The sequence below is a fragment of the Pedococcus ginsenosidimutans genome, from assembly GCF_039544395.1.
Taxonomy (GTDB): domain Bacteria; phylum Actinomycetota; class Actinomycetes; order Actinomycetales; family Dermatophilaceae; genus Pedococcus; species Pedococcus ginsenosidimutans.
In genome coordinates this window covers 89,040-113,561 of sequence record NZ_BAABLO010000004.1, presented here as the reverse complement: position 1 = coordinate 113,561, position 24,522 = coordinate 89,040, and the positions used below count along the sequence as shown (strand labels likewise).

General features: G+C 71.7%; 21 protein-coding genes. 10 read left to right on the top strand and 11 right to left on the bottom strand.

From position 1 onward, the window contains the following. Nucleotide 1: 1 nt before the first annotated feature. Together ABEA42_RS05325 and ABEA42_RS05320 are read right to left on the bottom strand one after the other, a co-directional pair. The gene (locus ABEA42_RS05325; RefSeq protein WP_345501650.1) at nt 2–484 is read right to left on the bottom strand and encodes a DUF456 domain-containing protein; all 483 of its coding nucleotides are present in this window, start codon (nt 482–484) and stop codon (nt 2–4) included. A 23-nt stretch (nt 485–507) separates the two neighbouring features. Further along, the gene (locus tag ABEA42_RS05320; RefSeq protein WP_345501648.1) at nt 508–726 is read right to left on the bottom strand and encodes a DUF7455 domain-containing protein; all 219 of its coding nucleotides are present in this window, start codon (nt 724–726) and stop codon (nt 508–510) included. A 345-nt stretch (nt 727–1,071) separates the two neighbouring features. Between ABEA42_RS05320 and ABEA42_RS05315 the strand changes: the two genes are divergently transcribed. Together ABEA42_RS05315 and ABEA42_RS05310 are read left to right on the top strand one after the other, a co-directional pair. After that, on the top strand, nt 1,072–3,219 hold the full coding sequence (locus ABEA42_RS05315; protein WP_345501647.1) for a DNA gyrase/topoisomerase IV subunit B: 2,148 nt from the start codon (nt 1,072–1,074) through the stop codon (nt 3,217–3,219). Between the two features lie 153 nt (nt 3,220–3,372). After that, nucleotides 3,373–4,812 carry an APC family permease gene (locus tag ABEA42_RS05310; protein ID WP_345501645.1) on the top strand — a complete coding sequence of 480 codons (1,440 nt, stop codon included), beginning with the start codon at nt 3,373–3,375 and terminating at the stop codon, nt 4,810–4,812. 56 nt (nt 4,813–4,868) lie between these two features. Here ABEA42_RS05310 and ABEA42_RS05305 read toward each other — a convergent pair whose 3' ends face one another. The 8 genes from ABEA42_RS05305 to ABEA42_RS05270 form a co-directional block, all read right to left on the bottom strand. Then, on the bottom strand, nt 4,869–5,957 hold the full coding sequence (locus ABEA42_RS05305) for a LacI family DNA-binding transcriptional regulator (protein WP_345501644.1): 1,089 nt from the start codon (nt 5,955–5,957) through the stop codon (nt 4,869–4,871). Between the two features lie 31 nt (nt 5,958–5,988). Further along, on the bottom strand, nt 5,989–6,213 hold the full coding sequence (locus tag ABEA42_RS05300) for a hypothetical protein (protein ID WP_345501643.1): 225 nt from the start codon (nt 6,211–6,213) through the stop codon (nt 5,989–5,991). 23 nt (nt 6,214–6,236) lie between these two features. After that, nucleotides 6,237–7,154: a carbohydrate ABC transporter permease gene (locus ABEA42_RS05295; RefSeq protein ID WP_345501642.1), complete on the bottom strand. Its 918-nt coding sequence runs from the start codon at nt 7,152–7,154 to the stop codon at nt 6,237–6,239. Nucleotide 7,155: 1 nt separating this feature from the next. Continuing rightward, a complete protein-coding gene (locus tag ABEA42_RS05290; protein WP_425571986.1) occupies nt 7,156–8,238 on the bottom strand; it encodes a carbohydrate ABC transporter permease in 1,083 nt (360 codons plus the stop codon). A 113-nt stretch (nt 8,239–8,351) separates the two neighbouring features. Beyond that, on the bottom strand, nt 8,352–9,638 hold the full coding sequence (locus ABEA42_RS05285; RefSeq protein ID WP_345501640.1) for an ABC transporter substrate-binding protein: 1,287 nt from the start codon (nt 9,636–9,638) through the stop codon (nt 8,352–8,354). Between the two features lie 165 nt (nt 9,639–9,803). Continuing rightward, entirely contained in the window at nt 9,804–10,763 is a 960-nt protein-coding gene (locus tag ABEA42_RS05280) for a sucrase ferredoxin (protein WP_345501639.1), read from the bottom strand. Continuing rightward, entirely contained in the window at nt 10,760–13,204 is a 2,445-nt protein-coding gene (locus tag ABEA42_RS05275; protein WP_345501637.1) for a DNA gyrase/topoisomerase IV subunit A, read from the bottom strand. The genes ABEA42_RS05280 and ABEA42_RS05275 overlap by 4 nt, the downstream gene beginning before the upstream one ends. A gap of 66 nt (nt 13,205–13,270) precedes the next feature. Continuing rightward, nucleotides 13,271–13,906: a nitroreductase family protein gene (locus ABEA42_RS05270; protein WP_345501635.1), complete on the bottom strand. Its 636-nt coding sequence runs from the start codon at nt 13,904–13,906 to the stop codon at nt 13,271–13,273. Between the two features lie 99 nt (nt 13,907–14,005). On the opposite strand from ABEA42_RS05270, the gene ABEA42_RS05265 reads away from it, so the two are divergent. From ABEA42_RS05265 to ABEA42_RS05240, 6 genes are all read left to right on the top strand, one after another. Beyond that, nucleotides 14,006–14,527: an RNA polymerase sigma factor gene (locus ABEA42_RS05265; RefSeq protein ID WP_345501633.1), complete on the top strand. Its 522-nt coding sequence runs from the start codon at nt 14,006–14,008 to the stop codon at nt 14,525–14,527. After that, nucleotides 14,524–15,963 (top strand): sialidase family protein, encoded by a 1,440-nt coding sequence (locus ABEA42_RS05260; protein WP_345501632.1) that lies wholly within the window; start codon nt 14,524–14,526, stop codon nt 15,961–15,963. Before ABEA42_RS05265 ends, ABEA42_RS05260 begins: the two co-directional genes overlap by 4 nt. A gap of 81 nt (nt 15,964–16,044) precedes the next feature. Further along, nucleotides 16,045–18,711 carry a bifunctional acetate--CoA ligase family protein/GNAT family N-acetyltransferase gene (locus ABEA42_RS05255; RefSeq protein WP_345501630.1) on the top strand — a complete coding sequence of 889 codons (2,667 nt, stop codon included), beginning with the start codon at nt 16,045–16,047 and terminating at the stop codon, nt 18,709–18,711. 82 nt (nt 18,712–18,793) lie between these two features. Further along, nucleotides 18,794–19,396, top strand: coding sequence for a DUF5998 family protein (locus ABEA42_RS05250; RefSeq protein WP_345501629.1), 603 nt, complete (start codon nt 18,794–18,796; stop codon nt 19,394–19,396). 34 nt (nt 19,397–19,430) lie between these two features. Further along, complete coding sequence (locus tag ABEA42_RS05245; protein WP_345501628.1) at nt 19,431–20,660, top strand: alkaline phosphatase family protein; 1,230 nt, start codon at nt 19,431–19,433, stop codon at nt 20,658–20,660. An 11-nt stretch (nt 20,661–20,671) separates the two neighbouring features. Then, nucleotides 20,672–21,346, top strand: a complete 675-nt coding sequence (locus ABEA42_RS05240) for a thymidine kinase (RefSeq protein WP_345501626.1) — start codon at nt 20,672–20,674, stop codon at nt 21,344–21,346. A gap of 44 nt (nt 21,347–21,390) precedes the next feature. Here the strand turns inward: ABEA42_RS05240 and sepH are convergent, their stop codons facing one another. Further along, on the bottom strand, nt 21,391–22,677 hold the full coding sequence (sepH, locus tag ABEA42_RS05235) for a septation protein SepH (RefSeq protein ID WP_345501625.1): 1,287 nt from the start codon (nt 22,675–22,677) through the stop codon (nt 21,391–21,393). Between the two features lie 93 nt (nt 22,678–22,770). Here sepH and ABEA42_RS05230 point away from each other — a divergent pair, with 93 nt between their 5' ends. After that, a complete protein-coding gene (locus ABEA42_RS05230) occupies nt 22,771–23,406 on the top strand; it encodes a trimeric intracellular cation channel family protein (protein WP_345501624.1) in 636 nt (211 codons plus the stop codon). Then, entirely contained in the window at nt 23,403–24,521 is a 1,119-nt protein-coding gene (locus ABEA42_RS05225; RefSeq protein ID WP_345501623.1) for a ferrochelatase, read from the top strand. The genes ABEA42_RS05230 and ABEA42_RS05225 overlap by 4 nt, the downstream gene beginning before the upstream one ends. The last annotated feature ends 1 nt before the right edge of the window (nt 24,522 follow it).

Genomic DNA, 24,522 nt, shown 5'->3' with positions numbered 1-24,522 from the left:
GTCAGGTGGTGACGAGGACTCCCACGACCCAGGTCGTCGCGATCGCGAAGCCGGCGAGCAGCTCGATACCGATCGACAGGAAGACCGCCTTGAGGGCGGCACGGGTCGACGTCCAGGCGGTGCCACGGTCGCGGGAGTGACCCAGCTCGACGAGGTAGATCCCGCCCACGAAGCCGACCACGGCCCCGACGACCGGGATGATGAAGAACCCCACGAGCGCCAGCAGGACGGCGAGGAACAGCGTCGACCGGCGCACACCCGCCTCGCGCAGGCGCCGTCCCGGCACGGCGTACTGCAGTCCCATCCCGGCCACGTAGAGCACCGCGCACAGGGCGAACACGCTCCATCCCGCGGCGGACCCGGTGTCGAACGCCCAGATGAGGACGGCCGCGAGGACCAGGAGCAACCCGGGCAGCACGGGGACGACGATCCCCACCAGCCCGACGACGATCAGGATGGCGGGGACCCAGACGGAAGCCTCCATGAGGAGGGTGTCGGGCGCCGGACCTACCGTTCCTCGTCCGGGACGGCGGGCGACTCGTGGAGCCGCTGCGTCTCGTCCTGGATGTCGGCGTGCTCGCGCAGCTTCGGCAGGTGCTCGCGTCCGTGGTGGGCGCAGAACAGCAGTTCCCCACCAGCGTGAAGGCGAGCGCGCACGTAGGCCTGGGCGCCGCAGCGGTCGCAGCGGTCTGCCGCGGTCAGAGAGGGTGCCAGTGCAGTGGTCACGTCAGCCTTCCTTCATTCGTGTCTCGGTGAGACATCCTCCGCCGGTCGGTGGTCGCCCCAGGGGTGGGACCACGTTCCTTCCGGCGCCGGTTGCAACAGTCAAGCACGCCGGGTTCTTCCCTGCCCGCATTGGCCCATGATGTGGGTCACGTCATGTCGCATCGGGTGATTCGGTGCTCGGGTGTCCGGTGGATGGGTGTGTGGGCGCCCCTGTGCCTGCCGGGGCGTCGTGGCCGAGGGGCGCCCCGTCCGTACCGCGTGCCTGCGCGAGCCTCGCGGGGGTCCGGGTTACCCTGCGGGGACCGGTCAGCGACCTGGCCGCCAGAGCACCGAGAAGGGAACCCCGTGGCTGCAGCCACCACCGCGAAGAAGGCCGCGACGACGAAGTCCACCTCGGACTACAGCGCACACCACCTCCAGGTCCTCGAGGGGCTCGAGGCGGTCCGCAAGCGCCCCGGCATGTACATCGGCTCGACCGACGGCCGCGGGCTCATGCACTGCCTCTGGGAGATCATCGACAACGCGGTGGACGAGGCCCTCGGCGGGCACTGCGACCGCATCGAGGTGATCCTCTACCGCGACGGGTCGGTCGAGGTCCGCGACAACGGCCGTGGCATCCCCGTCGACATCGAGCCGCGCACCGGCCTCACCGGTGTCGAGGTGGTCTTCACCAAGCTGCACGCGGGTGGCAAGTTCGGCGGCGGCTCCTACACCGCCTCCGGTGGTCTGCACGGTGTCGGCGCCTCCGTCGTCAACGCCCTGTCCGCACGCCTCGACGTGGAGGTCGACCGGGCCGGCAAGACCTACGCCATGAGCTTCCGCCGGGGCGAGCCCGGCTACTTCCCCGACGTCGCCACGGCCGACAAGGCCCCCGACCACGCCTTCACCCCCTACGAGCGCTCCAGCGAGCTGGCCGTGGTGGGCAAGGCCAGGCGTGGTGTGACCGGCACCCGGGTCCGCTACTGGGCCGACGAGCAGATCTTCCTCAAGGACGCTGCGTTCGACTACGCCGGCCTCGTCTCGCGGGCCCGACAGACGTCCTTCCTGGTGCCCGGCCTCACCATCGTGATCCGCGACGAGCGCCGCGTACCCGGCACCCCCGGCGAGGAGGGGACGCACGAGGAGACGTTCGTCCACGACGGCGGCATCTCCGAGTTCGCGGAGTTCCTGGCCCCCGACGCCGCCGTCACCGAGGTGTGGCGCCTCCAGGGCACCGGGACGTTCACCGAGACGGTGCCCGTCCTCGACGCCAAGGGCCACATGACCCCGACCGAGGTCGAGCGCGAGTGCGGTGTCGACATCGCGGTGCGCTGGGGGACCGGGTACGACGCGAAGGTGAGCTCCTTCGTCAACATCATCGCGACGCCCAAGGGCGGCACCCACGTCGCCGGCTTCGAGCAGGCGCTGCTCAAGGTGTTCCGCAAGCAGCTCGAGGTCAACAGCCGACGCCTCAAGGTCGGCAGCGACAAGCCCGAGAAGGACGACGTCCTCGCCGGGCTGACCGCGGTCGTGACCGTCCGCCTCGCCGAGCCGCAGTTCGAGGGCCAGACCAAGGAGGTGCTCGGCACCAACGCCGTGCGCGCCATCGTCACCAAGGTGGTGGAGAAGGAGCTGACCGAGCGCCTCACCTCCACCAAGCGCGGTGAGAAGGCGCAGGCGGCACTCCTGCTCGAGAAGGTCGTCTCGGAGATGAAGTCGCGGATCAGCGCGCGGCTGCACAAGGAGACCCAGCGGCGCAAGAACGCCCTCGAGACCTCGTCGCTGCCGGCCAAGCTCGCCGACTGCCGCTCGACCGACGTCGAGAAGTCCGAGCTGTTCATCGTCGAGGGTGACAGCGCCCTCGGCACCGCCAAGCTCGCCCGCTCCAGCGACTACCAGGCCCTGCTGCCGATCCGCGGCAAGATCCTCAACGTCCAGAAGGCGTCCGTCTCGGACATGCTCAAGAACGCCGAGTGCGCCGCCATCATCCAGGTCATCGGTGCGGGCTCGGGCCGCTCGTTCGACCTCGACTCCTCCCGCTACGGCAAGGTCATCATCATGACCGACGCCGACGTCGACGGCGCCCACATCCGGACCCTGCTGCTCACCCTGTTCTTCCGCTACATGCGCCCGCTCGTCGAGGCGGGACGGGTGTACGCCGCGGTGCCGCCGCTGCACCGCATCGAGGTCGTCAACAACGGCGCCAAGAAGAACGACCTCATCTACACCTACTCCGAGAAGGAGATGCGCACGACCGTGGCCTCCCTCGGCAAGCGCGGCAAGAACATCAAGCAGCCGCTGCAGCGCTACAAGGGCCTGGGCGAGATGGACGCCGACCAGCTGGCGGAGACGACCATGGACCCGCGGCACCGCACGCTGCGCCGGGTCACCCTGGCCGACGCCGAGATGGCCGAGCGCGTGTTCGAGCTGCTCATGGGCAACGACGTGGGGCCTCGCAAGGACTTCATCGTCGACTCCGCCGCCGAGCTCGACCGCGACCGCATCGACGCCTGAGCGTCGCTCCGGCGGACCACGCCAGGACGGGTACGGCGCACGGACGGCTCCGCGCGCCGTACCCGTTGTCGTTGCCCTGCTTGGTGAACTGCGCCACTGTGGGCGGGAGCAGGGGCCGTGAAGGGCGGCCTCGGCGACCGAGAGGTGCTGCCCATGACCACGACCACGCACGTCGACACGGGGGAAGAACAGACCGAGCTCAAGCGGGTGATGGGGCCCAAGCTCCTGTTGCTCTTCATCGTCGGGGACATCCTCGGCACGGGGGTCTACGCCCTCACCGGTGAGGTGGCCGCCGAGGTGGGCGGTGCCGCCTGGGCACCGTTCATCGTCGCCTTCGGCATCGCGATGATCACCGCGTTCTCCTACCTGGAGCTGGTCACGAAGTACCCCCAGGCCGCAGGCGCGGCGCTGTACACCCACAAGGCGTTCGGGGTGCACTTCCTCACCTTCATCGTGGCCTTCACGGTCATGTGCTCGGGCATCACGAGCGCCTCCACGGCGTCGAGGGCGTTCGCGTCCAACCTCGCCGTCGGGTTCGGCCTCGACAAGGACTCCAACGGGCTGATCCTGTTCATCGCACTGGCCTTCATGGCGCTCATCGCCGCGGTCAACTTCCGCGGTGTGGGGGAGAGCGTGCGTGCCAACATCGTGCTCACCCTGGTCGAGCTGTCCGGGCTGCTGCTGGTGATCCTCTGCGGGTTCTACGCCCTCACCGCCGGCAAGACCGACTTCAGCCGCACGATGGTCTTCGACAGCCCGAGCGACAAGAACGCGTTCCTGGCCGTCACGGCAGCCACCTCGCTGGCGTTCTTCGCCATGGTCGGCTTCGAGGACTCGGTCAACATGGCCGAGGAGACCAAGGACCCGGTGCGCAACTTCCCGAAGATGATGATCACCGGCATCAGCATCACCGGCGTCATCTACGTGCTGGTGGCGCTCTTCTCGGTGGCGGTCGTCCCCGTGGGCGAGCTGGCCGGTTCGGACACCCCGCTGGTCACCGTCGTGGAGCGCGCCGCGCCCGGCGTGCCGATCGACACCCTGCTGCCGTTCATCTCGATGTTCGCGGTGGCCAACTCGGCCCTGATCAACATGCTCATGGCGAGCCGGCTGCTCTACGGCATGGCGCGCCAGGAGGTCCTGCCGCCCTTCCTGGGCAAGGTGCACCGCAGGCGCAGGACCCCGTGGGCCTCGATCCTGTTCACCACGGCGATCGCCTTCGGCCTCATCACCCTGGTGACCCTCAATGCCGATGGCCAGGTGATCGGGGCGCTCGGCGGCACGACGGCCCTGCTCCTGCTCGGGGTGTTCACCATCGTCAACATCTGCGTGCTGGTGCTGCGCAAGGACACCATCGACCGCAAGCACTTCGTCGCCCCGACGGTGCTGCCGGTGCTGGGTGCGCTGCTCTGCGCCTACTTCGTCACTCCGCTGACCGGCCGCAAGCCGATCCAGTACGAGATCGCCGGCTGGCTGCTCGCCCTCGGCGTGGTGCTCTGGGCGCTCACGTGGTTCGCGAACCGTGCCCTGCGCGCCAAGCGCACCTACATCCGCGACCCCGAGGAGCTGGGGGAGAGCGAGGGCACCGTCAACTAGCTGCGGCCGTCGCGACCGCTGCCGGGCACCGTCGACCAGGTGCCCCGCGGCGGTCGCTAGACGGCGAGGGTCTCGGAGACACCCCTGGCCCGCGTACGGGTCTTGACGCCCTTGGGGGTCGGGCGTGCCCGGTCTGCCGTCGCCGGGGGCGCGGTCGAGCCGCGGACCACGAGCTCGACGCCCAGGACCTCGTCGTGCGAGGGGCTCACCTCGTGGCCGTGCAGGGCGGCGAGCATGAGGGCCCCTGCGTGCCGGCCCTGCGCCTCGACGTCCTGGCGGACGGTGGTCAGGTCGAGGATGCGTGAGTGCACGTGGTCGTCGATGCCGATGACGGACACGTCACCGGGGACGTCGAGGCCGCGTCGGCGCGCGGCGCTCATGATGCCGAACGCCATCTCGTCGGAGGCGGCCACGACGCAGGTCGGGCGGTCCCTGCCGGCGAACAGCCTCTCGGCGTGCTCGGCAGCGCCGTCGGCGGTCCAGTCGCACCGCAGGGTCCACTGCGGTCGGACCTCGAGCCCGTGCGCGGTCATGACGTCCGTGAACGCCTGGCGGCGGTCGAAGGGCGTCTGCAGGTGCGACACCGACGTGGGGACCGTGCCGGCGTACCCGATCCGGGTGTGGCCCAGCCCGATGGCGTACTCGGTGGCCATCGCCATGGCGGCCTGGTCGTCGATGCGTACCGACGGCCAGCCGGGCTGCCTGTTGCCGACCGTCACCACCGGCATGCCGAGCCGGTCGAGCAGGTCGCGCTCACCCGGCTCCGGCGGCACGTTGAGGATGATGACGCCGTCCGCGCGTTTCCAGAGCATGCCCTGGGTGATCGGGAGCCTGGTGTCGAAGGTGTGGCCCTCGAGGTCGCAGAGCAGGACGTGGTAGCCCTCCTCGCGCAGCGCCTTCTCGATGCCGGTGATCACCGTGGCGAAGAACCAGCGGCTGAAGTAGGGCGTGATGACACCGATGCCGCGGGTGCGGCCGGAGACGAGCGACGTCGCGGCGGGGGAGGCGACGTAGTGCAGGTCGGCGGCGGCGGCCATCACCCGCTCGCGGGTGCGAGGGCTGACGCGGTCCACCCCTCGCAAAGCGCGCGAGACCGTGGCCACGGACACGCCCGCAGCCTTGGCAACGTCGCCGATGGTCGTCATTACACCTGTCCTGGTGGTGGGGGTGCTGGGCTCAGATCCCCGTGTTCTTGCGGGCCCTCCACACGAGGTACAGCAGGCCGAGGAGGACCGCGAGGAGCGCGGCGGAGAATCCCGCCGGCTCCCCGCGAACCTCGAGGTAGACCGTCTGCACCACGGCCATGAAGGCGAAGAACCCGAGGATGCCGAGCACCATGTCGAGGCGCTGTGCTCGCGCCCGGGCGTTGCCGGTGCCGCTCCCGGGGTTGAACAGTCCCATGGTGCCGAGGGGCCGGCCGGGGCCTAGCCCTTCACCCCGCCCGCCGTGAGGCCGGACACGATGGCCCGCTGGAACACGAGCACCATGATGATGAGCGGCACGGTGACGATCGTCCCGGCAGCCATGACCGCGGTGTAGGGCTCCTGGTGGGGCTGGGCGCCGGTGAACTGGGCGATGGCCACGGTGACCGTCTGGGTCTGGTTGGTCGAGAACTGCTGGGCCAGCAGGTACTCGTTCCAGCTGGCGATGAACGCCAGGATCGCCGTGGTGAACAGGCCCGGTGCGGCCAGGGGCAGCATGATCTTGCGGAACGCCTGCCCGGGCGTGCAGCCGTCGATCCGCGCCGACTCCTCGAGCTCCCACGGCATCTCGGCCAGGAAGGCGGTGAGCGTGTAGATCGTGAGCGGCAGCGCGAAGGAGATGTTCGGGATGATCAGGGCCTGGTAGTTGGCGCCGGAGAGCCAGCCGAGGTCGGAGAACATCTGGAACAGGGGCGAGACGAGCGCGACGCCGGGGAACATCGACGCGCCCAGGATGACCCCGAGCACGGCGTACTTGCCGGGGAACTGCAGCCGGGCCAGGGCGTACGACGCGAAGACGCCGACGAGCATCGCGACGATCGTGGTGACGATGCCGATGATGATCGAGTGGCCGAGCGCAGCCCCGAAGTGGTTGCCACGCGCGGTCGAGAACGCCGTCTTGAAGTTGTCGAGCGTCACGTGGGTCGGCCACGGCGTGCTGTCGAAGGTGTAGCCCACGTCGCGGAAGGCCGTGACGACCATCCAGTAGAACGGTGCGAGGCCCCAGATCACCAGGACGGCCAGGCCGATGTACATCCGGATCTTGGCGTTGCGGTTGCTCCGGAAGTGGATCTCCTGCGCCTCGCTCTGGCCGCTGGTGGGCGGCGCGGTGGTCGAGGCCGTGGTTGCCGCGGTGGTCATCTCAGGCTCCCGTCGAGGTCGCGTTGGCGGCGACAGGGTTGCCCGTCTGGGCGTCCTTGTCCTTGCGGGTGGGGGTTTCGTCCTTGCCCTTCGCCTTCTTCGACGACGGCGGGCGCTGGATCACGTCGGCACCACCGAACTTGATGAACAGGAAGGCGGTGAAGGCGATGAGGAGGAAGACGATGGTCGACAGCGCGGAGGCGCTGTGGAAGCCCTCGTTCTTCTGCTTGATGACGAGCATCGACAGCGACGTGGTGCCACCGGCGCCCTGGGTGAGGATCGCGGGGAGGTCGTAGATGCGCAGGACGTCGAGGGTGCGGAACAGCACCGCGACCATCAGGGGCACCTTGACGAGCGGGAGCGTGATCCGCACGAACGTCTGCCACTTGGTGGCGCCGTCGATCTGGGCCGCCTCGTAGACGTCGCCGGGGATGAGCTGGAGCCCGGCGAGGATGAGCAGGGCCATGAACGGCGTGGTCTTCCAGACGTCGGCGATGATGATCGCGAACTTGGCCGCCCACGGGTCGCTGGTCCACAGCTGGGGGGAGATGCCGACGAAGCCGATGAGCTTGTTGATGATGCCGTCGTAGGCGAACATGAAGAAGAAGAGCTTGGCGGTCACGGCGGTGGGGATGGCCCACGGGACGAGGATCGCGGCTCGGACGAGGCCGCGGCCCTTGAAGTCGCGGTTCATGATCATCGCGAACCACATGCCGAGCAGGACCTCGATGACGACGCTGACGACGGTGAAGAACAGCGTCACCCAGAACGCGTCGTAGAACTGGGCGCCGATGGCGCCGGGCGGGCAGTCCACGTTGCCACACCGCTGGAGCAGCCAGTGGGTGTAGTTGGAGACCCCTGCGCTACCGCCCTCGACGAACAGCCCCGTGGCGGGGTCGAGCCCGGCGTCCTTCTGGAAGGACAGCTGAACGGCCTTGAGCAGCGGATAGATGATGATCACCGACAGGAAGATGATCGTGGGGGCCACCAGCAGGTAGCCCGTGCGTGCCTGGCCTGCGTTGAGGCCCTTGCTCTTCGCCGGCTTCTTCTGAGTCGGACCGGCGGTCGACGCCACACTGCTCATGCCTGCTCCTTGCCCGGAGTGCTGTCTGAAGCGAGTTGGGGGTGGAAGGCGGTGTGGGGGGTGACCCCGACGGGGTCACCCCCCACACCTGGGAAATGCTGGGTTGCTGCGGATCAGCCGCCGGCAGCCGCCTGCATGGCCGCCTGCATGTCCTTGACCGCCTGCTGGGCGGACTTCTGGCCCTGCATGGCCGCGTAGAAGTTCTCCTGGATGGCGTTGGTGACACCCGGGTAGAACGGCGTGACCGGGCGCGACACGGCGTTCTCGATCGAGGTCTTCAGCACGGGCAGGTAGGGGTACTTCTTGACGAGCTCCTGGTCGGCGTAGATCGACTCGAGCACCGGGGCGAGCGAGCCCTTCTCCATGTTGGTCTTCTGCTCCTCGGGGCTGGTGAGGAACTTCAGGAAGTCCAGGGCCGTGGCCTTGTGCTTGGAGTAGGCGCTGATGGCCGCCATGTGACCACCGAGGGTCGAGGTGCCGGGGCCGCTCACGCCGGGCAGCGGGGCGACGGCGAACTTGCCCTTGACCTTGGACGACTTGTCCGTGGAGGCGAGGTTGTAGACGTAGGGCCAGTTGCGCAGGAACAGCAACTTGCCGTCCTGGAAGGCCGCACGGCTCTGCTCCTCCTGGTAGGTGATGGCCTGCTTGGGGATGTCACCGTTCTTGTAGTGGTCGGCGAGGGCCTGCAGGCCCTTGGCGGCCTCGGGGGAGTCGACGGTCGGCTTGCCGGCGTCGTCGACGACCTTGGCGCCGTACGCGTTCATCCACTCGGTCGCGTTACAGGTGCCACCCTCGTACTTGGCGAACTGGCCCGCGTAGCAGTCCATGCCGTTCTTCTTGGCGATGGAGCACATCGACCACATCTCGTCGAACGTCTTCGGCGGCGTCTTCACGAGGTCGGTGCGGTAGTAGAGCATCGCGCCGTCGGAGGACGTCGGGGCCGCGTAGAGCGTCTTGTTGTAGGTCGCGGCCTTGACGGTCGGGGCCAGGAAGCCGGTGGTCGGCAGGGTGAACTTGTCCTTGAGCGGCGTCAGCCAGCCCTTGGCGGCGAACTCGGCGGTCCAGACCACGTCGACCGAGACCACGTCGTAGCTGGGGTCCTTGGCCTGGAAGTGCTGGACCAGGTCGTCGTGCTGCTGGTCGGCCTTGTCGGACTGCTCCTTGACCGTGACCTTCTCGTTGGGGTGGGCGGCGTTCCAGCGCGCGGCCTGGGGGGCGAGAAGGTTGCTGTTGTCCTTGCCCTGGACGTAGGTGATCGGGCCGCGGGAGTCGGCGCCGGACGATGCAGCGTTGTTGCCGCTGTTGCCGCCGCCACCACCGCAGGCGGCCGCGACGAGCGCCACGGACACTGCTCCGGCAAGCACCGTGAAGGTGCGCCGCTTGTTCGATCGGAGGGCCATTCGCCCGCCTCCATTTCTCGCGTCGTGCTGAGGCGGACGTGCCTCGGCGTTGAGGTGAACCGACATCATGTAAACGTTTGCGCTCCCGCTGCGCAATCGGTTCCCGTCGCGAACGCGGTAACGATTGGGTAACTGGGGGCGACCCGTGCGTGAACGTGGCCGGGCTCAGGACCGGACGTGGGTCTCCCAGGCCGAGGCCGCCACCGCGGCCTTCCCGCACGACTCGGGCAGCTCGGTTGGACCTGAACGGCGTTCGCAGTCCACCAGCCACTCCCGCCCGTCGCGGTGGGTGACCGTCACGACCGTCGTCGTGGAACCGGCCGTCGTCACCGTCTCCTCGCGCGCCACGGCCGAGAGTGCGGTCAGGGACGTCTCGCCGACGACCAGCCGGACGTGCGACTCGGCCGCCTGCTCCGCTCCGCCGAGGGGGCTGCGTCCGCGGTCGTGCGCGGGACCCAGGGAACGACGGGGCAGCTCGCCACGGTCGGCCGCGGTCAGGACCTCGGTCGACAGCTCGGTGTCGAGGCGGGCGAACGTGGCGCCGTGGGGGAGCAGCACGCCGGTGGGGGCGAAACGGTGCCCGCCGGTGTGCGAGGCCTCCCACACGCGGCCCGGGGACACCGCAGCGGCGTCCAGGGCGACGGGCCGGCCACGCACCGCGCAGCACACGTCGCGCCGTCCGTTCGTGCACACGAGCAGCACCGGGGCGCTCGGCTCGAGCCCGGGCAGCGTGGCGCGGACACTGTCCCGGTCCCCGCGGGCCAGCGCGTCGAGGTCGACGTCGAGGAGGGTGCGGGGGTCGCCCACACGGGCGACCAGCAGCCACGGGTCCTCGCCGGCCCAGGCGAGGTACGTCGTGTGGCCGGGCTCGTGGGGGTCGTCGGGGTGGCGCCCCGGACGCCGCAGGAGGCTCAGCCGCCCGCCCCTGGAGCTGCAGGCCTGGGACAGGGTCCGGCCCACCTCCGCCGGCAGGTGGGACTCGGTGGCCGCGTCGCGCCCCCACGGGCCGGGCTGCTCCACGGCGACGAAGAACATCGCCCGCGCAGCCGTGCCGTAGGCGCTCAGGCCGGTCCGGTCGAAGCCCACCGAGCAGGCGTCGGGCGCCGGGACGGCGTGGCCGGTCACCGTGGCGGGCCGGCGATGCGGGCGATGGCGGCGGGCGCGGGAGTCCCGGAGCCGTCACGCCTCCCGGTGGGCTCGGGCAGCTCGAGGGCGACGCCGTTGGCGCCGGAGGCGCGTGCCGGGACCGGACCGGCCCAGGCGAGGACGAGCGTGTCCTCGCCCTTGAGGAAGCGGTGGCACCGCACGCCCCCGGTGGCGCGGCCCTTGGCCGGGTACTCCGAGTACGGCGTGGCCTTGATCGAGCCGGGCTCGGTGCCGGGCAGGGCGCCGGAGGATCCCGAGGAGGTGACCACGACCGCGTCGGCGCCCTGGGGGACCGCCCCGAAGAAGGTCACCCGCGCGCCGGAGCCGAGCTTGATGCCGGCGACCCCGCCGGCGGCCCGCCCCTGAGGACGCACGGCGGCGGCCCCGAAGCGCAGCAGCTGGGCGTCGGAGGTGATGAAGACGAGGTCCTCGTCGCCGGACTGCAGCTCCACCGCTCCCACGACCTCGTCGCCGTCCTTGAGCGAGACGAGCTCGAACTCCGGGCGCCCGGGGTAGTCGGTGGTGACCCGCTTGACCACGCCCTGGGCGGTCCCGAGGGCTATGCCCGACCCGTCCGTCCCGAGCCCGACGATGGTGAGCGGCTCCTCACCGGCGGGCAGGTCGACGTACGCGGCGAGCGGGGCGCCCCCGGACAGGCTCGGGGCGCCGTTGGTCGGCGGGAGGGTCGGCAGCTCGAGTGCCGAGAGCCGCACGAGGCGGCCGCGGGAGGTGACGAGCCCGACCTCGCCGCGGGCGGTGGTGCGGACGGCACCGATGAGCGCGTCGTGCTTGCTGCGGGAGCCGTCGGCGGGGATCGGGTCGGCGCCGGTGGTGCGCGCCATGAGCCCGGTCGAGGACAGCAGCACCCAGCAGGGGTCGTCGGCGACCTCGAGCGGCGTCGAGGTCGTGGCCGGGACGCCGGCGGACTCGAGCAGGACCGTGCGTCGCGGGGTGCCGTGCGCCTTGGCCACGTCGGCGAGCTCGGTGGAGACGGTCCTCAGCAGCAGCTTCTCGTCGCCGAGGATGGCCTCGAGCTCCTCGATCTGGCGCTCGAGGTCGGTCTTCTCGGTCTCGAGCTCGATCCGGGAGAACTTGGTGAGGCGGCGCAGCTGCAGGTCGAGGATGTAGGTCGCCTGCGGGTCGGACAGGTCGAACACGTCCATGAGGCGCGCCTTGGCCGTGTTGCCGTCGTCGGAGGACCGGATGACCTGGATGACCTCGTCGATGTCGAGGATCGCGACGAGCAGGCCCTCGACGAGGTGGAGGCGGTCCTTGCGCTTGCCCAGGCGGTACTCGGTGCGGCGGCGCACCACGTCGGTGCGGAAGTCGACGTAGACCCGGAGCAGGTCCTTGAGCCCGAGCGTGCGCGGCTGGCCGCCGACGAGGGCGACGTTGTTGATGGAGAACGACTCCTCCATGGGCGTGAGCTTGTAGAGCTGCTCGAGGACCGCCTCGGGGTTGAAGCCGTTCTTGACCTCGATGACCAGGCGCAGGCCGTGCTTGCGGTCGGTCAGGTCCTTGACGTCGGCGATGCCCTGCAGCTTCTTGGACTGCACGGCGTCCTTGAGCTTCTCGATGACCTTCTCCGGTCCGACGAGGTAGGGCAGCTCGGTGACGACGATGCCCATCCGCCGGGGAGAGGTCTTCTCGATCCGGGTCGTCGCGCGGGTGCGGAAGCTGCCCCGTCCGGTGAGGTAGGCGTCGCGGATGCCGTCGAGGCCGACGATGCGCCCGCCGGCGGGCAGGTCCGGGCCGGGGACGAACTTCATGAGGTCGTCGAGAGAGCACGAGGGGTTGGCGATGAGGTGGCGCGCGGCGCCGATGACCTCGACGAGGTTGTGCGGCGCCATGTTGGTCGCCATGCCGACGGCGATGCCGCTCGCGCCGTTGACCAGCAGGTTGGGGAACGCCGCTGGCAGGACCTCGGGCTGCAGGAGCTGGTCGTCGTAGTTGGGGACGAACGGGACGGTCTCCTCGTCGAGCCCCGTCGTCATGAGCAGGGCCGCCGGGGCCGGGCGTGCCTCGGTGTAGCGGGAGGCGGCCGGGCCGTCGTCGAGGGAGCCGAAGTTGCCGTGGCCGTCGACCAGCGGCAGCCGCATGGTGAAGGGCTGCGCCATGCGGACCAGCGCGTCGTAGATCGCCGTGTCGCCGTGCGGGTGGTACTTGCCCATGACGTCGCCGACGACGCGGGAGGACTTCACGTGGCCGCGGTCGGGCCGCAGGCCCATCTCGTTCATCGAGAAGAGGATGCGGCGCTGCACCGGCTTGAGGCCGTCTCGCGCGTCGGGGAGGGCGCGCGAGTGGATGACGGAGACGGCGTACTCGAGGAACGCCCCCTGCATCTCCTCGCGGACGTCGATGTCGACGATCCGCTCGACGTAGGTCTCGTCGTCAGGCGCGGTCGCGCTCTTGCGGGCCATACCGGGGTGCAACTCCTCGTGGACGCCCCGCGGGCTGCGGGGAACGCCCCCAATCTTGGCCCACGGCTAGACAGCGCCCGGGACCGACTCGCCGGGGCCGGTGCCGAAGGCCCCCCAGTGGACCACCTCCGCCGCCGGTCGCCGACCGCGCCGCAGGCTGGGCGACGTCGTACGGGTCAGCTCGTGGCCGAGGGCCACGACACCCACCAGCCTCCGGTCGGGCGGTATGGCGTGCGCCTCCCGCACCTGGTCGTGCCGCTGCGGGGGCACCCCGAAGAAGAGCGCCCCCAGCCCCTCGTCCACGGCGGTGAGCAGCATCAGCATCGCGGCCATGCCGGTGTCGACGTCCCAGTAGGGGACCGGCCACCGGGCCGGGTCCCGGTCGGTCCAGCCCTTGTCCGGCTCGGCGTAGCGGTCGAGGTAGGCGTCGGGGTGGGACAGGCACAGGACCAGCACGGGTGCCGCGCCCACCCCGCGCAGCCAGGCGTCGGGCTCGCGCTCGCCGTCCGCCGTGGCCGCCCAGAACGCGCCGGTCTGGGCCGGCCCCCGGAGCACGAGGAAGTCCCAGCCCTGGCTGAACCCCGCGCTCGGCGCCCGCTGGGCGGCGTGCAGGACCCGGTCGAGGGACTGTGGGGACACCGGCCGGTCGGGGTCGAAGCGCCGCACCATGCGCCGCCGGCGGACCACCTCTGCGAGCTCCATGGCACCATCCTGTCGCGGAGCGCCACGAGGGCGCTGACAGGATGGTCCCAACCACGCGCGGGGCTGCGGCGTCCACGGGACATGACGACGATGACCGCCGTGGCACTCAGGGGAGGGGTGGGCGTGGCGACGCGGGACCGGGTCGACGTCGAGGCTGCCGTGCGCGAGGTCTACGACGTCCACTACGGGCGCCTCGCCGGCTGGACCGCGCGGCTGGTCGGCGACCACGACCTGGCCCACGACCTCGCGACCGAGGCCTTCCTCAAGCTGTTCCGCGACTTCGCCCGGGTCGACGACCCCCGCGCCTGGCTCTACACCGTGACCGCCAACCTCGTGCGCGACCACTGGCGCAAGCGCGGGCGTGAGGCCCTGGCCTACAACCGCCACGAGGGCGGCCGCGACGACTTCACCCCCGACCCCGACCTGGCCACGACGCTCACGGTGCGCGACGCCGTGCTGGAGCTCCCGGACCGGCTGCGCGTGGTCGTGCTGCTGCACTACTTCGCCGACCTGCCCGTGGCCACGGTGGCCCGCCAGCTCGAGAAGTCCGAGGGCACCGTGAAGCGAGACCTGTTCGACGCCCGCCAGCGGATGGCGAAGACCCTGGGAGGCCTGCGATGAGCCCCGACCCCTTCGAGGACTTCTTCGCGCGTGAGCGCGCCGAGGTCCGGGAGCTGCCCGCCGGGGAGGAGCGCTGGGAGGCGCTGCTCGCCGAGTCGCGGCGACCCCGTCGGCACGGCGCCGTGCTGTGGCTCGGTGCCGCGGCCGCTGCAGCCGTGGTCGCGACGGGTCTGGTGCTCGGCACGGGGCACGGCCCCGGCCTCCAGCAGGCCTCCGACACCGCCTCGACGACCTCCGCGGCCCCCCGGCCCACCGTCACCGTGACCCGGACGGTCACGGCCGCCCCCACCGGCTCGGCGCCGGCCAAGGTCCCCGCGTCGACGGCCACCACGGCGCCGGCCACGACGGCGCCGGGGTCGCAGGTGCTCCCGGTGCCCGCGACGTTCGGGATCGCCTCGATGACCAACGCCGGCGGCGGCCACCTGTTCGCGCTCGGGTCGGCCTCCTGCCCGTCCGGTGGCTGCACCGCTGTCGTCGCCTCCGACGACGACGGCCGCACCTGGGCCACCCGTTCCTCGATCACGGACCTCACGACGAAGGGTCCCCTCTACACACCCGCCGGCTCGCGCCAGCTCGTGGGCGTGCGGTTCGCGACGCCCCAGGTCGGCTACGTGTACGGGGGCCAGGTGCGGCGCACCACCGACGGCGGCCGCAGCTGGAGCCCGGTCGACGTGGGCGGACGCAGGGTGCTGTCCCTCGAGATCGGCGGTGGAACCGCGTGGATGGTGACCGCGGAGCAGTGCCGCCACGGTGCCGCGGCTGCGGACCGGGGTTGCACCGGGCTGGAGGTCTGGTCCTCGCCCGTGACCGGGACACGAGCGACGCGGGTCGAGGCGATGAACCTGGCGTCGCCCGTCGAGTCGGCGTGGGTGAGCATGGCAGGGGCCGACGCGTACGTGAGCGTCGCCTACTTCGACCGTGACGTGCAGACCCTCCCGCGACGGGTCTCCGGCGCGCCGGAGACGCTCGCACGGCCGCAGGGCTGCCCCGACCTCGGTGGTGTGTGGCTGTGGGGGAGCGCCCAGGGCCGTGGCGGCCTGGTCGCGGTGTGCCAGCTCCACGACGCCAAGGACTCCTACGGAGTGGCCACGTCAGGGGACGGTGGGGCCACCTGGTCCTCGGCCCGGCTCGCGCCGGGGCTGGGACCCGTCACCCCTTCAGGCATCTGGATGACGTCGGTCGACCGGGGACGCCTCGTCGCGGTGACCCGGGGCCTGCCGACGAGCGGGGTGGACGACCAGCCGACCGCCCTGGTGGTCAGCCGCGACGGCGGGTCGACGTGGGACACACCGACGGGGATCGACAACTCCCGTGGCTGGTCCTGGGCGGGAGCGGCAGGCGGACCGCTGGTCTACGCGCTCGCCTCGGGGGACGCGGGCTACGCGCTCAGCACCGACTCCGGCGCGACCTTCGAGACGGTCCCGCTGCGGCGCTGACCGCACCCTCCCCGGGCCGGTCCGTCGTGACATGCTTTCCCCCATGACCGAGGCCGCGACGCTGGTTGCGAGTGGGGCCCGATGACCGCGACCCAGGCGCGCCCTGCCGGGTACCCCACGGAGTGGGAGGCGGACGTCGTGCTGCGGGACGGCTCGGTGGCCCACATCCGCCCGATCACGCCGAACGACGTCGACGCCGTCCACCGGTTCCACGCCGGGCAGTCCGACGAGTCGATCTACATGCGCTTCTTCGCGCCCCTGCGCAAGCTCAGCGACCGCGACGTCACGCGCTTCACCAACGTGGACTACCACGACCGCGTGGCCCTGGTGGCGACCGTGCGGGGCGACATCATCGGCATCGGGCGCTACGACCGGATCACCCCCACCAGCGCCGAGGTCGCGTTCAACATCTCCGACTCCTACCAGGGGCGCGGCATCGGGTCGGTGCTGCTCGAGCACCTCGCCGTCATCGCGTGGGAGGCGGGGGTGCAGGAGTTCACCGCGGAGGTGCTCCCGCAGAACCGCAAGATGATCTCGGTCTTCGCCGACGCGGGGTACGAGGTGGCGCGCCGCTTCGAGGACGGCGTGGTCTCGCTCAGCTTCCGCATCCAGCCGACGGAGCGGTCCGAGGCGGTCCGCCTGTCGCGTGAGCACCGCGCCGAGTCGGTCAGCATGCACTCGGTGCTGTTCCCCGACTCGATCGCGGTCGTGGGCGCGAGCCGTCGCACCGACTCCATCGGCCACCACATCCTGGCCAACATCCAGGCCGCCGGCTTCAACGGCGCCGTCCACGCCGTCAACCGCGAGGCCATGGAGGTCCTCGGCCTGCCGGCCCACGCGCGCGTCTCGGAGATCCCCGGCGAGGTCGACCTCGCGGTCGTCGCCGTCCCGGCCGACGAGGTCCTCGAGGTGGTGGCCGACTGCGCCGACGCCGGGGTCAAGACCCTGCTGGTGGTGTCGGCCGGGTTCGCCGAGGCCGGTCCCGACGGCGAGGACCTGCAGCGCGAGCTGCTCGCCACCGCGCGGGGCGCCGGCATGCGCGTCCTGGGCCCCAACTCCTTCGGCGTCATCAACAACCACCCGAGCGTGCGGCTCAACGCCTCGCTGGCGCCCGAGCTGCCGCCGCCGGGGCGTCTCGGGCTCTTCGCCCAGAGCGGGGCCCTCGGCATCGCGGTGCTGGCGTCGGCGGCCAGGCGGGGCCTGGGCATCTCCGTGTTCGCCTCGGCCGGCAACCGCGTCGACGTGTCCGGCAACGACTTCATGCAGTACTGGATCGACGACGAGGACACCGACGCCGTCGGCCTCTACCTCGAGTCCATGGGCAACCCGCGCAAGTTCTCCCGCATCGCCCGTCGGCTGGCGACGACCAAGCCGGTCATCGTGGTGAAGTCGGGGGTGTCGACGTACGGCGTGCCGCCGGGCCACCGGGCGCGCACCACGCGGGTGCGGCCCGAGGCGTTCGACTCGATGCTGCGCCAGGCCGGTGTCATCAGGGTCGAGAACGTCCACCAGATGTTCGACGTGGCCCAGCTCGTCGTGCACCAGCCGCTGCCGCAGGGCAACCGTGTGGCCATCGTCGGCAACTCCGACGCCCTCGGCGCGCTGACCGCCGAGGCCTGCGTCAGCTGGGGCCTGGAGGTCGCCCACGGGCCGGTGTCCCTGCCGAGCGACGCCACGGGGGAGCAGTTCGCCGAGGCGCTCGCGGACGCGTTCGCCGACGCCGACGTCGACAGCGTCCTCACCTGCTTCATCCCACCCCTGGTCACCCAGGACGAGGAGGTCGCCACCGCGGTGCGCGACGCGGCGATCGCGTCCGACAAGCCGTGCCTGGCGACCTTCCTCGGCATGCGCGGCGTGCTCGAGCGGCTCTCGGACCAGCGGGGCGGGGGACGCGTGGAGGTCGTCCCCGCCTACGCCATGCCGGAGGACGCCGTGCGCGCGCTCGCCGCCGCGACGCGGTACGCCGAGTGGCGGGCCCGCGACCACGGGGTGCCGGTCGGACCGGTCGGCATCGACCGCGAGGCAGCCAGCGCCCTGGTCGACCGGGTGCTCGCCGAGGCGCCGGAGGGCCGCCGGCTCACCCACCAGGAGGTCACCGAGCTTCTCGCTGCCTACGGCATCGAGCTGTGGGGCAGCGTCCCGGTGCGCACGGTCGAGGAGGCCGTGGCGGCCGCGAACGCCGTCGGCTACCCCGTGGTCATCAAGTCGGTGGCGCCGCTGATGCGCCACCAGCCCGGCCTGAGCGGCATCCGGGTCGACCTGCGCTCCGACGCCCAGGTGCGCGAGGCGTTCGGTGCCCTGACCGAGCGGCTGGCGCCGCTGTCGGCCAACACCTTCGTCGTGCAGCGGATGGCGACCCCCGGGGTCTCGTGCGTCGTGCGCAGCGACGAGGACCCGCTGTTCGGCCCCGTCGTGTCGTTCAGCATCGCCGGCCCGCCCACCGACCTGCTCGGCGACATCGGCCACCGCATCCCGCCGCTCACCGACGTCGACGTCTCCGACCTCATCTCCTCGGTCAAGGCGTCCCCGATGCTCCACGGCCACCGCGGCGCGGCGCCGGTGCACCGGGCCGCGCTCGCCGACCTGGTCGCCCGGGTCTCGGTGCTCGCCGACAACCTGCCCGAGGTGTCCAGCCTCGTGCTCAACCCCGTCAACGCCCAGACGTCCGGGGTCGACGTCCTCGGTGCCGAGGTGGTCGTCGCCCCGACGACACGCCGGAAGGACCCCGGCCGCCGCAGCCTGACCTAGCCGCCCCGGGCGCCGGCCCTGGCGGCCGTGGCAGGGACCCGGCCCCCGGCGCCATGGGGCCGGGTAGGGCAAGATGGCCGGTATGGGCCCTACCTCCTCGCACCGCTCCGCAGGACGCCTGGCGCTGCCGGACGACCTGACCCGGGCCATCGAGCAGGCCGGCTACTACCCGAGCCTGGTCGGTGACGTCGTGCAGGCCGCCCTCGGCGGCGACGCGGTGGTCTCGCACCTCGTGCACCAGGAGACGACGTTCGACCACGACGCGGTCCGCCGGCACATCACCGTCCTCGCCCTGACCGGCTCGCGGCTGGTCATCGCGCACGCCGACGACCACACCGACGAGCGACCTGGCCACGAGGACGTCGCCACCGCGACCACCGAGAGCGTGCCGCTGAGCGCCGTCCGTGGCGTGATGGTCACCCACGTGGTGTCGCGCCCGCAGGAGTACCAGCCGGGCTCGCTGGGCCGTGAGATCACGCTCACGCTCGGCTGGGGCGCGGTCAGCCGGATCGACCTGATGCCGGCCTCCTGCGCCGACCCCGACTGCGACGCCGACCACGGCTACGAGGGCAGTGTCGCCTCCGACGACATCTCGCTGCGCATCAGCGCCGACGCCGAGGGCGAGACCGCGCTGCAGCAGGCCCTCGACTTCGCCCAGGCCCTCTCGACCAGCATCGGCAGCTAGGGCCGTGCCCACGTCCAAGGCGATGCCCTAGCCCATGCCACACGAGGGACTGTTCCCACCGCGGTACGACGCCGCCGGCCTCGCCGGCGTCCTGCCGGCCGTGGCCGCGAGCCTCGGGGTGCAGCGGTATGCGGGGTCGCTCGCGTCCGTTGGCGCCGACGGCCACGCGGGAGCCCCCGCTGCCGGGCTCGCCGACGGTGACGGCGCGTCGCCGGTCGCCGCGGCGCTGGAGTTCGGCCCGGCGCGCCGTGCCGTCGTGGTCCTCGTCGACGGGCTGGGCTACGAGCTGATCCGTCGCCGCGGTGGGCACGCACCGTTCCTGCGCTCGCTGCTGCCCGCAGCCCACCGCATCAGTGCGGGCTTCCCGTCGACGACGGCGACGTCCATGGGCACGTTCGGCACCGGCCTGCCGCCGGGCAGCCACGGGCTGCTCGGCTACGAGGTGCTCGTCCCCGGCGAGGACCGGCTGGTCAACGAGCTCTCGTGGGAGGACGGCCCGGACCCGCTGCGCTGGCAGCCCCAGGCCACCGTCTTCGAGCACGCCGAGCGCGACGGGGTCGAGGTGACCCGGGTGGGCCCCGCGTTCTTCGACGGCTCCGGGCTGACCATCGCGGCGGTGCGCGGTGGGAGGTTCCGCGCGGCCGACGGGCTCGCCGCCCGGGTCGACGCCTCGCTGGCCGCGCTCAGGGCCGCCAAGCGTTCGCTCGTCTACCTGTACTGGGGCGACCTCGACAAGGTCGGGCACGTCCACGGCTGCCAGTCCTGGGAATGGGGCGACGAGCTCGAGGCGATCGATGCCGAGCTCGCGCGCCTGTGCCGGTCCGTGCCGTCCGACACCGCCGTCTACGTCACCGCCGACCACGGCATGGTGGACGCACCGCACGCCCTGCGCATCGACCTGGCCCATGACCCCGAGCTGGCTGCCGGCGTGCGCCACGTCGGGGGAGAGGCCCGGGCCCTGCAGCTCTACTGCGAGCCCGGTGCTGCCACCGACGTCTTCCACACCTGGACCGAGCGGGTGGCCGAGCGCGCCTGGATCCGCACCCGGGAGGACGCCGTCGCCCAGGGCTGGTTCGGACCGGTCAGCGAGGGCAACCTGGCCCGCATCGGCGACGTGGTCGTGGCCATGCGCGACAACTTCGCCATCGTCGACTCCAGGCGCGCCCGGCCCCAGCTGCTGGCCCTCGTCGGGCTGCACGGCTCTCTGACACCGGAGGAGTCCGCCATACCCCTCTTCCACGTCCCGGCGAAGGACACCGCCTAGGGTGGTCGCTCGTGGCTGAGCTCGTCTTCTTCTCCGGGACCATGGACTGCGGCAAGTCGACCCTTGCGCTCCAGATGGACCACAACCACCGGGCCCGTGGGCGGTCCGGGATCATCTACACCAAGCTCGACCGGGCCGGCACCGACGTGCTGTCCTCACGGCTCGGGCTGTCGACCCCCGCCCACGAGGTGGGCGACGAGCTCGACTTCTGGGACGCCGTCGTCGAGCACGCCACCAGTGGCCTGCGCATCGACTACCTCATCTGCGACGAGGTGCAGTTCTACACACCCGCGCAGGTCGAGCAACTCGCGCGGCTCGTCGACGAGATGGGGATCGACGTCTTCGCCTTCGGCATCACGGCCGACTTCCGGACCCAGCTGTTCCCCGGGTCGCGGCGCATGATCGAGCTGGCCGACAAGGTGCAGGTGCTCCAGGTCGAGGCGCTGTGCTGGTGCGGTCGCCGGGCCACCCACAACGCCCGCGTCGTCGACGGCGCCATGGTCGTCGAGGGCGAGCAGGTGGTCGTCGGCGACACCAAGGCCGGCACCGAGACGCTCGTGGAGTACGAGGTGCTCTGCCGGCGCCACTTCATGCGCCGGATGAACTCCGCCGCCGCACGCGCCGCCGCGTCCTCCCCGGACGTGCTGCCCTTCGACCTGGACCTCTGCCCGGTCCCGCCCTGCTGAGGCGCGACCGTACGGCGTGAGCCGCCGGGCTTGGTCGCGGGGGCTCAGTCGCGGGGCTTGGCCCCGAACATCACGTCGTCCCAGCTGGGCACGCTGCGCCGCCCGGACTTCTTGGCCGGCCGGGGACGGTCGGACGCAGCCTTGACCGGCTTCGGGTCCGGCTCCGGCTCGACGTCCTCGACAGCCACGTCATTGAGGTCCTCGGGCTCCTGCGAACCCGCCTCCGTGACGTCCTCGGGGACGACATCCTCGCGGGCCGCTCCGGCAAGGCCGGCGTCCGTCGCCGTGTGCTCCTCGAGGTCGTGGTGCTCGAGGTCCTGGTGCTCGGTGCCGGGGTCCTCGACGGCCTCGTCAGCGAGGTCGTCGGCCTCGGCAGCAGCGGCGGGCAGGACGTCGTCACCCACCGAGCCCGTGCCGGGCGTGGGGTCGAGGGGGTGTGGCCCACGGGCCGCCGGCGGGGGCGGCATGGTCTCGGGGTCGTAGGCGAGGTCCTCGAGGGGGAGGGCGTCCTCGCGCGGTGACGCGTCGCCGGGGGTCTGGGACGGCTGGCCCTTGCGACGGCGCGGGCGTCCCCGGTGCGAGGCACGCTCCCGCATGGCGCTCATCAGGTCGAGGGGCTCCTCGCCGCGCGGCGGCGCCGGACGGCGAGGGCTGCTGGCCTGGACGCCACCCTCGGCCTCCACGTCGTACACGGTCGTGGCGCGCACGGGCGTCGACACCAGGTGCGGGGTCGGCAGGGGAGAGGCACCGCCTGCGGTGTCCTCCTCGCTGAGCCAGCGGGCCTCGTCGTCGGAGGCGGTCACGGTGCGGGCCTGGACGTCGAACTGCCAGCGCGCCTGCCGCTCCCGTCCGCCGGCCGGGAAGGTCAGCACGACGGTCCACTCGCCGCTCTCGCTGCGGGCGGAGTCCCACTCGGCGGAGGCGGGGTCGACGCCGCGCCCGGACAGGCGGGTGCTGACCCTGGCGGACAGGGTGGGGGTCGTGGAGCCGGCGCCGCCACGGCCGCGGAGGCGTACGGCGCGGGCCAGCCCGGCGACGTACTCGCGCTCGGCGAGGATCGGTCCCTCGTAGCGGCGGACCTTCTCCACCGGCCAGCCCGAGCGGTCGGCGACCTCCTCGGCGCTGAGGCCGGCGCGGATCATCGCCTGGACGTCGCGCGGGCGCAGGCCGCCGTCGATCTCGATCTGCAGCTGGCCGAGGCGCGGCCGGTCGCGGCGCACCGCCGCTCGCAGGGGTTCGTCGAGGGGAACGCCGTACTGCTCGCCCTCCGCGTCGGACAGCAGCAACCGCTGGCCGTCCTCATGGACACCGATCAGCCGCAGGTCGCGCATTGCCTTCTCCCGTATCGCCACATCAGGGTGGACTCTGCCACCCCCGACCTCGCCGAGGAAGCGACCACGCCGCGAGGGTACTTTTGACTCGCGATGCTCACCCTCGACACCCACCTCCAGCTGGCCCTCGACCTGGTCGGCGTCTTCGCGTTCGCCCTGTCCGGTGGGCTGGTGGCGGTGAAGAAGCGGCTCGACCTCTTCGGGGTGCTCGTCCTCGCCGGCGCCGCCGCCCTCGGTGGCGGCGTGCTGCGCGACCTCCTCATCGGCCACACACCCCCGGTGGGCATCTCCGACTGGCGCCTGCTGACCAGCGCCCTGGTCGCGGGCCTGGTCACCTTCCTCTACCACCCGGGTGTGGAGCGCATCTCGCGCTTCGTCCGGGTCCTCGACGCGGCGGGCCTCGCGGTCTTCGCCATCGGCGGCTCACTCAAGGCGCTCGGCGCGGGCATGGACCCGCTGACCTCCGTCATCGTGGGTGGCATCACCGCGGTCGGTGGCGGCATCGTCCGTGACGTCCTCGCCGGGCAGGTGCCCGAGGTCCTGCGCCGCGAGATGTATGCCCTGCCGGCCCTGCTGGGGTCGGCCCTGGTCGTGACCGCCCACCACTTCGACGTCGTCACCCCGCTGGTGATCTGGGGCTGTGTCGCCCTGGTCTTCGCCGTGCGGATGGTGGCGGTCGTGCTCGACGTCCACGCCCCCAAGCCCCTGCGAACCGGAGACCTCACGTGAGCCCTGACCCCCGCCCGCTCGACCCCTACGACGGGATCCTCCTGCTGTCCTTCGGCGGCCCCGAGAAGCCCGAGGACGTCCTGCCGTTCCTGCGCACGGTGACCGCGGGGAAGAACATCCCCGACGAGCGGCTCGAGGAGGTCGGCGAGCACTACTACGGCTTCGGTGGCCGCAGCCCCATCAACGACCAGAACCGCGCCCTCATCGCCGCGCTGCGGGCCGAGCTCGACCGCCGGGAGATCGACACGCCGGTGATCTGGGGCAACCGCAACTTCACGCCCTTCGTCGACGAGGCCCTGCGCGAGGCCCACGAGCAGGGCCTGACCCGGCTCGTCACGGTCATGACCAGCGCCTACTCCTGCTACTCGTCCTGCCGGCAGTACCGCGAGGACCTCGCCGCTGCCACGGAGGCGGTCGCCGCCTCCGGCATCGACATCGCCGTCGACAAGATCCGCACCTACGCCAACCACCCCGGCTTCTCCCGGACCAACAGCCGGCTGGTGACCGAGGCCGTGCGCGAGGTCCTGCGTGGAGGCACCGACGCGGCCGACGTGCGGCTGCTCTTCGTGACCCACTCCATCCCCACCGCCATGGACGAGACCTCGGGGCCGGGCGACGAGGTGGGCCACGCCTACTCCCGCCAGCACGCGGCCCTCGGGGCAGTGATCACCGACGAGGTCAACGCCACCCTCGACACCGACCTGAGCGGCGAGCTCGTCTTCTGCTCCAGGTCGGGGCCCCCGAGCCAGCCGTGGCTCGAGCCCGACGTGAACGACCGGCTCGAGGAGCTGGCGGCCGAGGGTGCGACCACGGTCGTCGTGGCCCCCATCGGGTTCGTGTCCGACCACATGGAGGTCGTCTACGACCTCGACACCGAGGCGGCGGCGACGGCCGACGAGCTCGGGCTGCGGCTCGTCCGAGTGCCCACCGTCGGCGTCGACCCCGAGTTCGTCTCCGGTCTGGTCGACCTCGTCGAGGAGCGCGCGGCGGTCGCCCGCGGCGAGCAGCCGGCCCAGCCGTCCTGGCCGGGCACCACCCCGTTGCGCTCGACGTGCGCCCCGGGCTGCTGCCCCAACCTGCGCACGGCCAAGCCGGCCCTGTGCGGCCAGGACTGAG

Bases quoted from the DNA above. Each gene is read 5' to 3' on its own strand.
- ABEA42_RS05310 (WP_345501645.1), top strand. From the start codon at position 3,373: ATGACCACGACCACGCACGTCGACACGGGGGAAGAACAGACCGAGCTC.
- ABEA42_RS05325 (WP_345501650.1), bottom strand. From the start codon at position 484: ATGGAGGCTTCCGTCTGGGTCCCCGCCATCCTGATCGTCGTCGGGCTG.
- ABEA42_RS05295 (WP_345501642.1), bottom strand. From the start codon at position 7,154: ATGACCACCGCGGCAACCACGGCCTCGACCACCGCGCCGCCCACCAGC.
- ABEA42_RS05255 (WP_345501630.1), top strand. From the start codon at position 16,045: ATGACCGCGACCCAGGCGCGCCCTGCCGGGTACCCCACGGAGTGGGAG.
- ABEA42_RS05250 (WP_345501629.1), top strand. From the start codon at position 18,794: ATGGGCCCTACCTCCTCGCACCGCTCCGCAGGACGCCTGGCGCTGCCG.
- sepH (WP_345501625.1), bottom strand. From the start codon at position 22,677: ATGCGCGACCTGCGGCTGATCGGTGTCCATGAGGACGGCCAGCGGTTG.
- ABEA42_RS05260 (WP_345501632.1), top strand. From the start codon at position 14,524: ATGAGCCCCGACCCCTTCGAGGACTTCTTCGCGCGTGAGCGCGCCGAG.
- ABEA42_RS05285 (WP_345501640.1), bottom strand. From the start codon at position 9,638: ATGGCCCTCCGATCGAACAAGCGGCGCACCTTCACGGTGCTTGCCGGA.
- ABEA42_RS05290 (WP_425571986.1), bottom strand. From the start codon at position 8,238: ATGAGCAGTGTGGCGTCGACCGCCGGTCCGACTCAGAAGAAGCCGGCG.
- ABEA42_RS05300 (WP_345501643.1), bottom strand. From the start codon at position 6,213: ATGGGACTGTTCAACCCCGGGAGCGGCACCGGCAACGCCCGGGCGCGA.
- ABEA42_RS05230 (WP_345501624.1), top strand. From the start codon at position 22,771: ATGCTCACCCTCGACACCCACCTCCAGCTGGCCCTCGACCTGGTCGGC.
- ABEA42_RS05275 (WP_345501637.1), bottom strand. From the start codon at position 13,204: ATGGCCCGCAAGAGCGCGACCGCGCCTGACGACGAGACCTACGTCGAG.
- ABEA42_RS05305 (WP_345501644.1), bottom strand. From the start codon at position 5,957: ATGACGACCATCGGCGACGTTGCCAAGGCTGCGGGCGTGTCCGTGGCC.
- ABEA42_RS05270 (WP_345501635.1), bottom strand. From the start codon at position 13,906: ATGGAGCTCGCAGAGGTGGTCCGCCGGCGGCGCATGGTGCGGCGCTTC.
- ABEA42_RS05245 (WP_345501628.1), top strand. From the start codon at position 19,431: ATGCCACACGAGGGACTGTTCCCACCGCGGTACGACGCCGCCGGCCTC.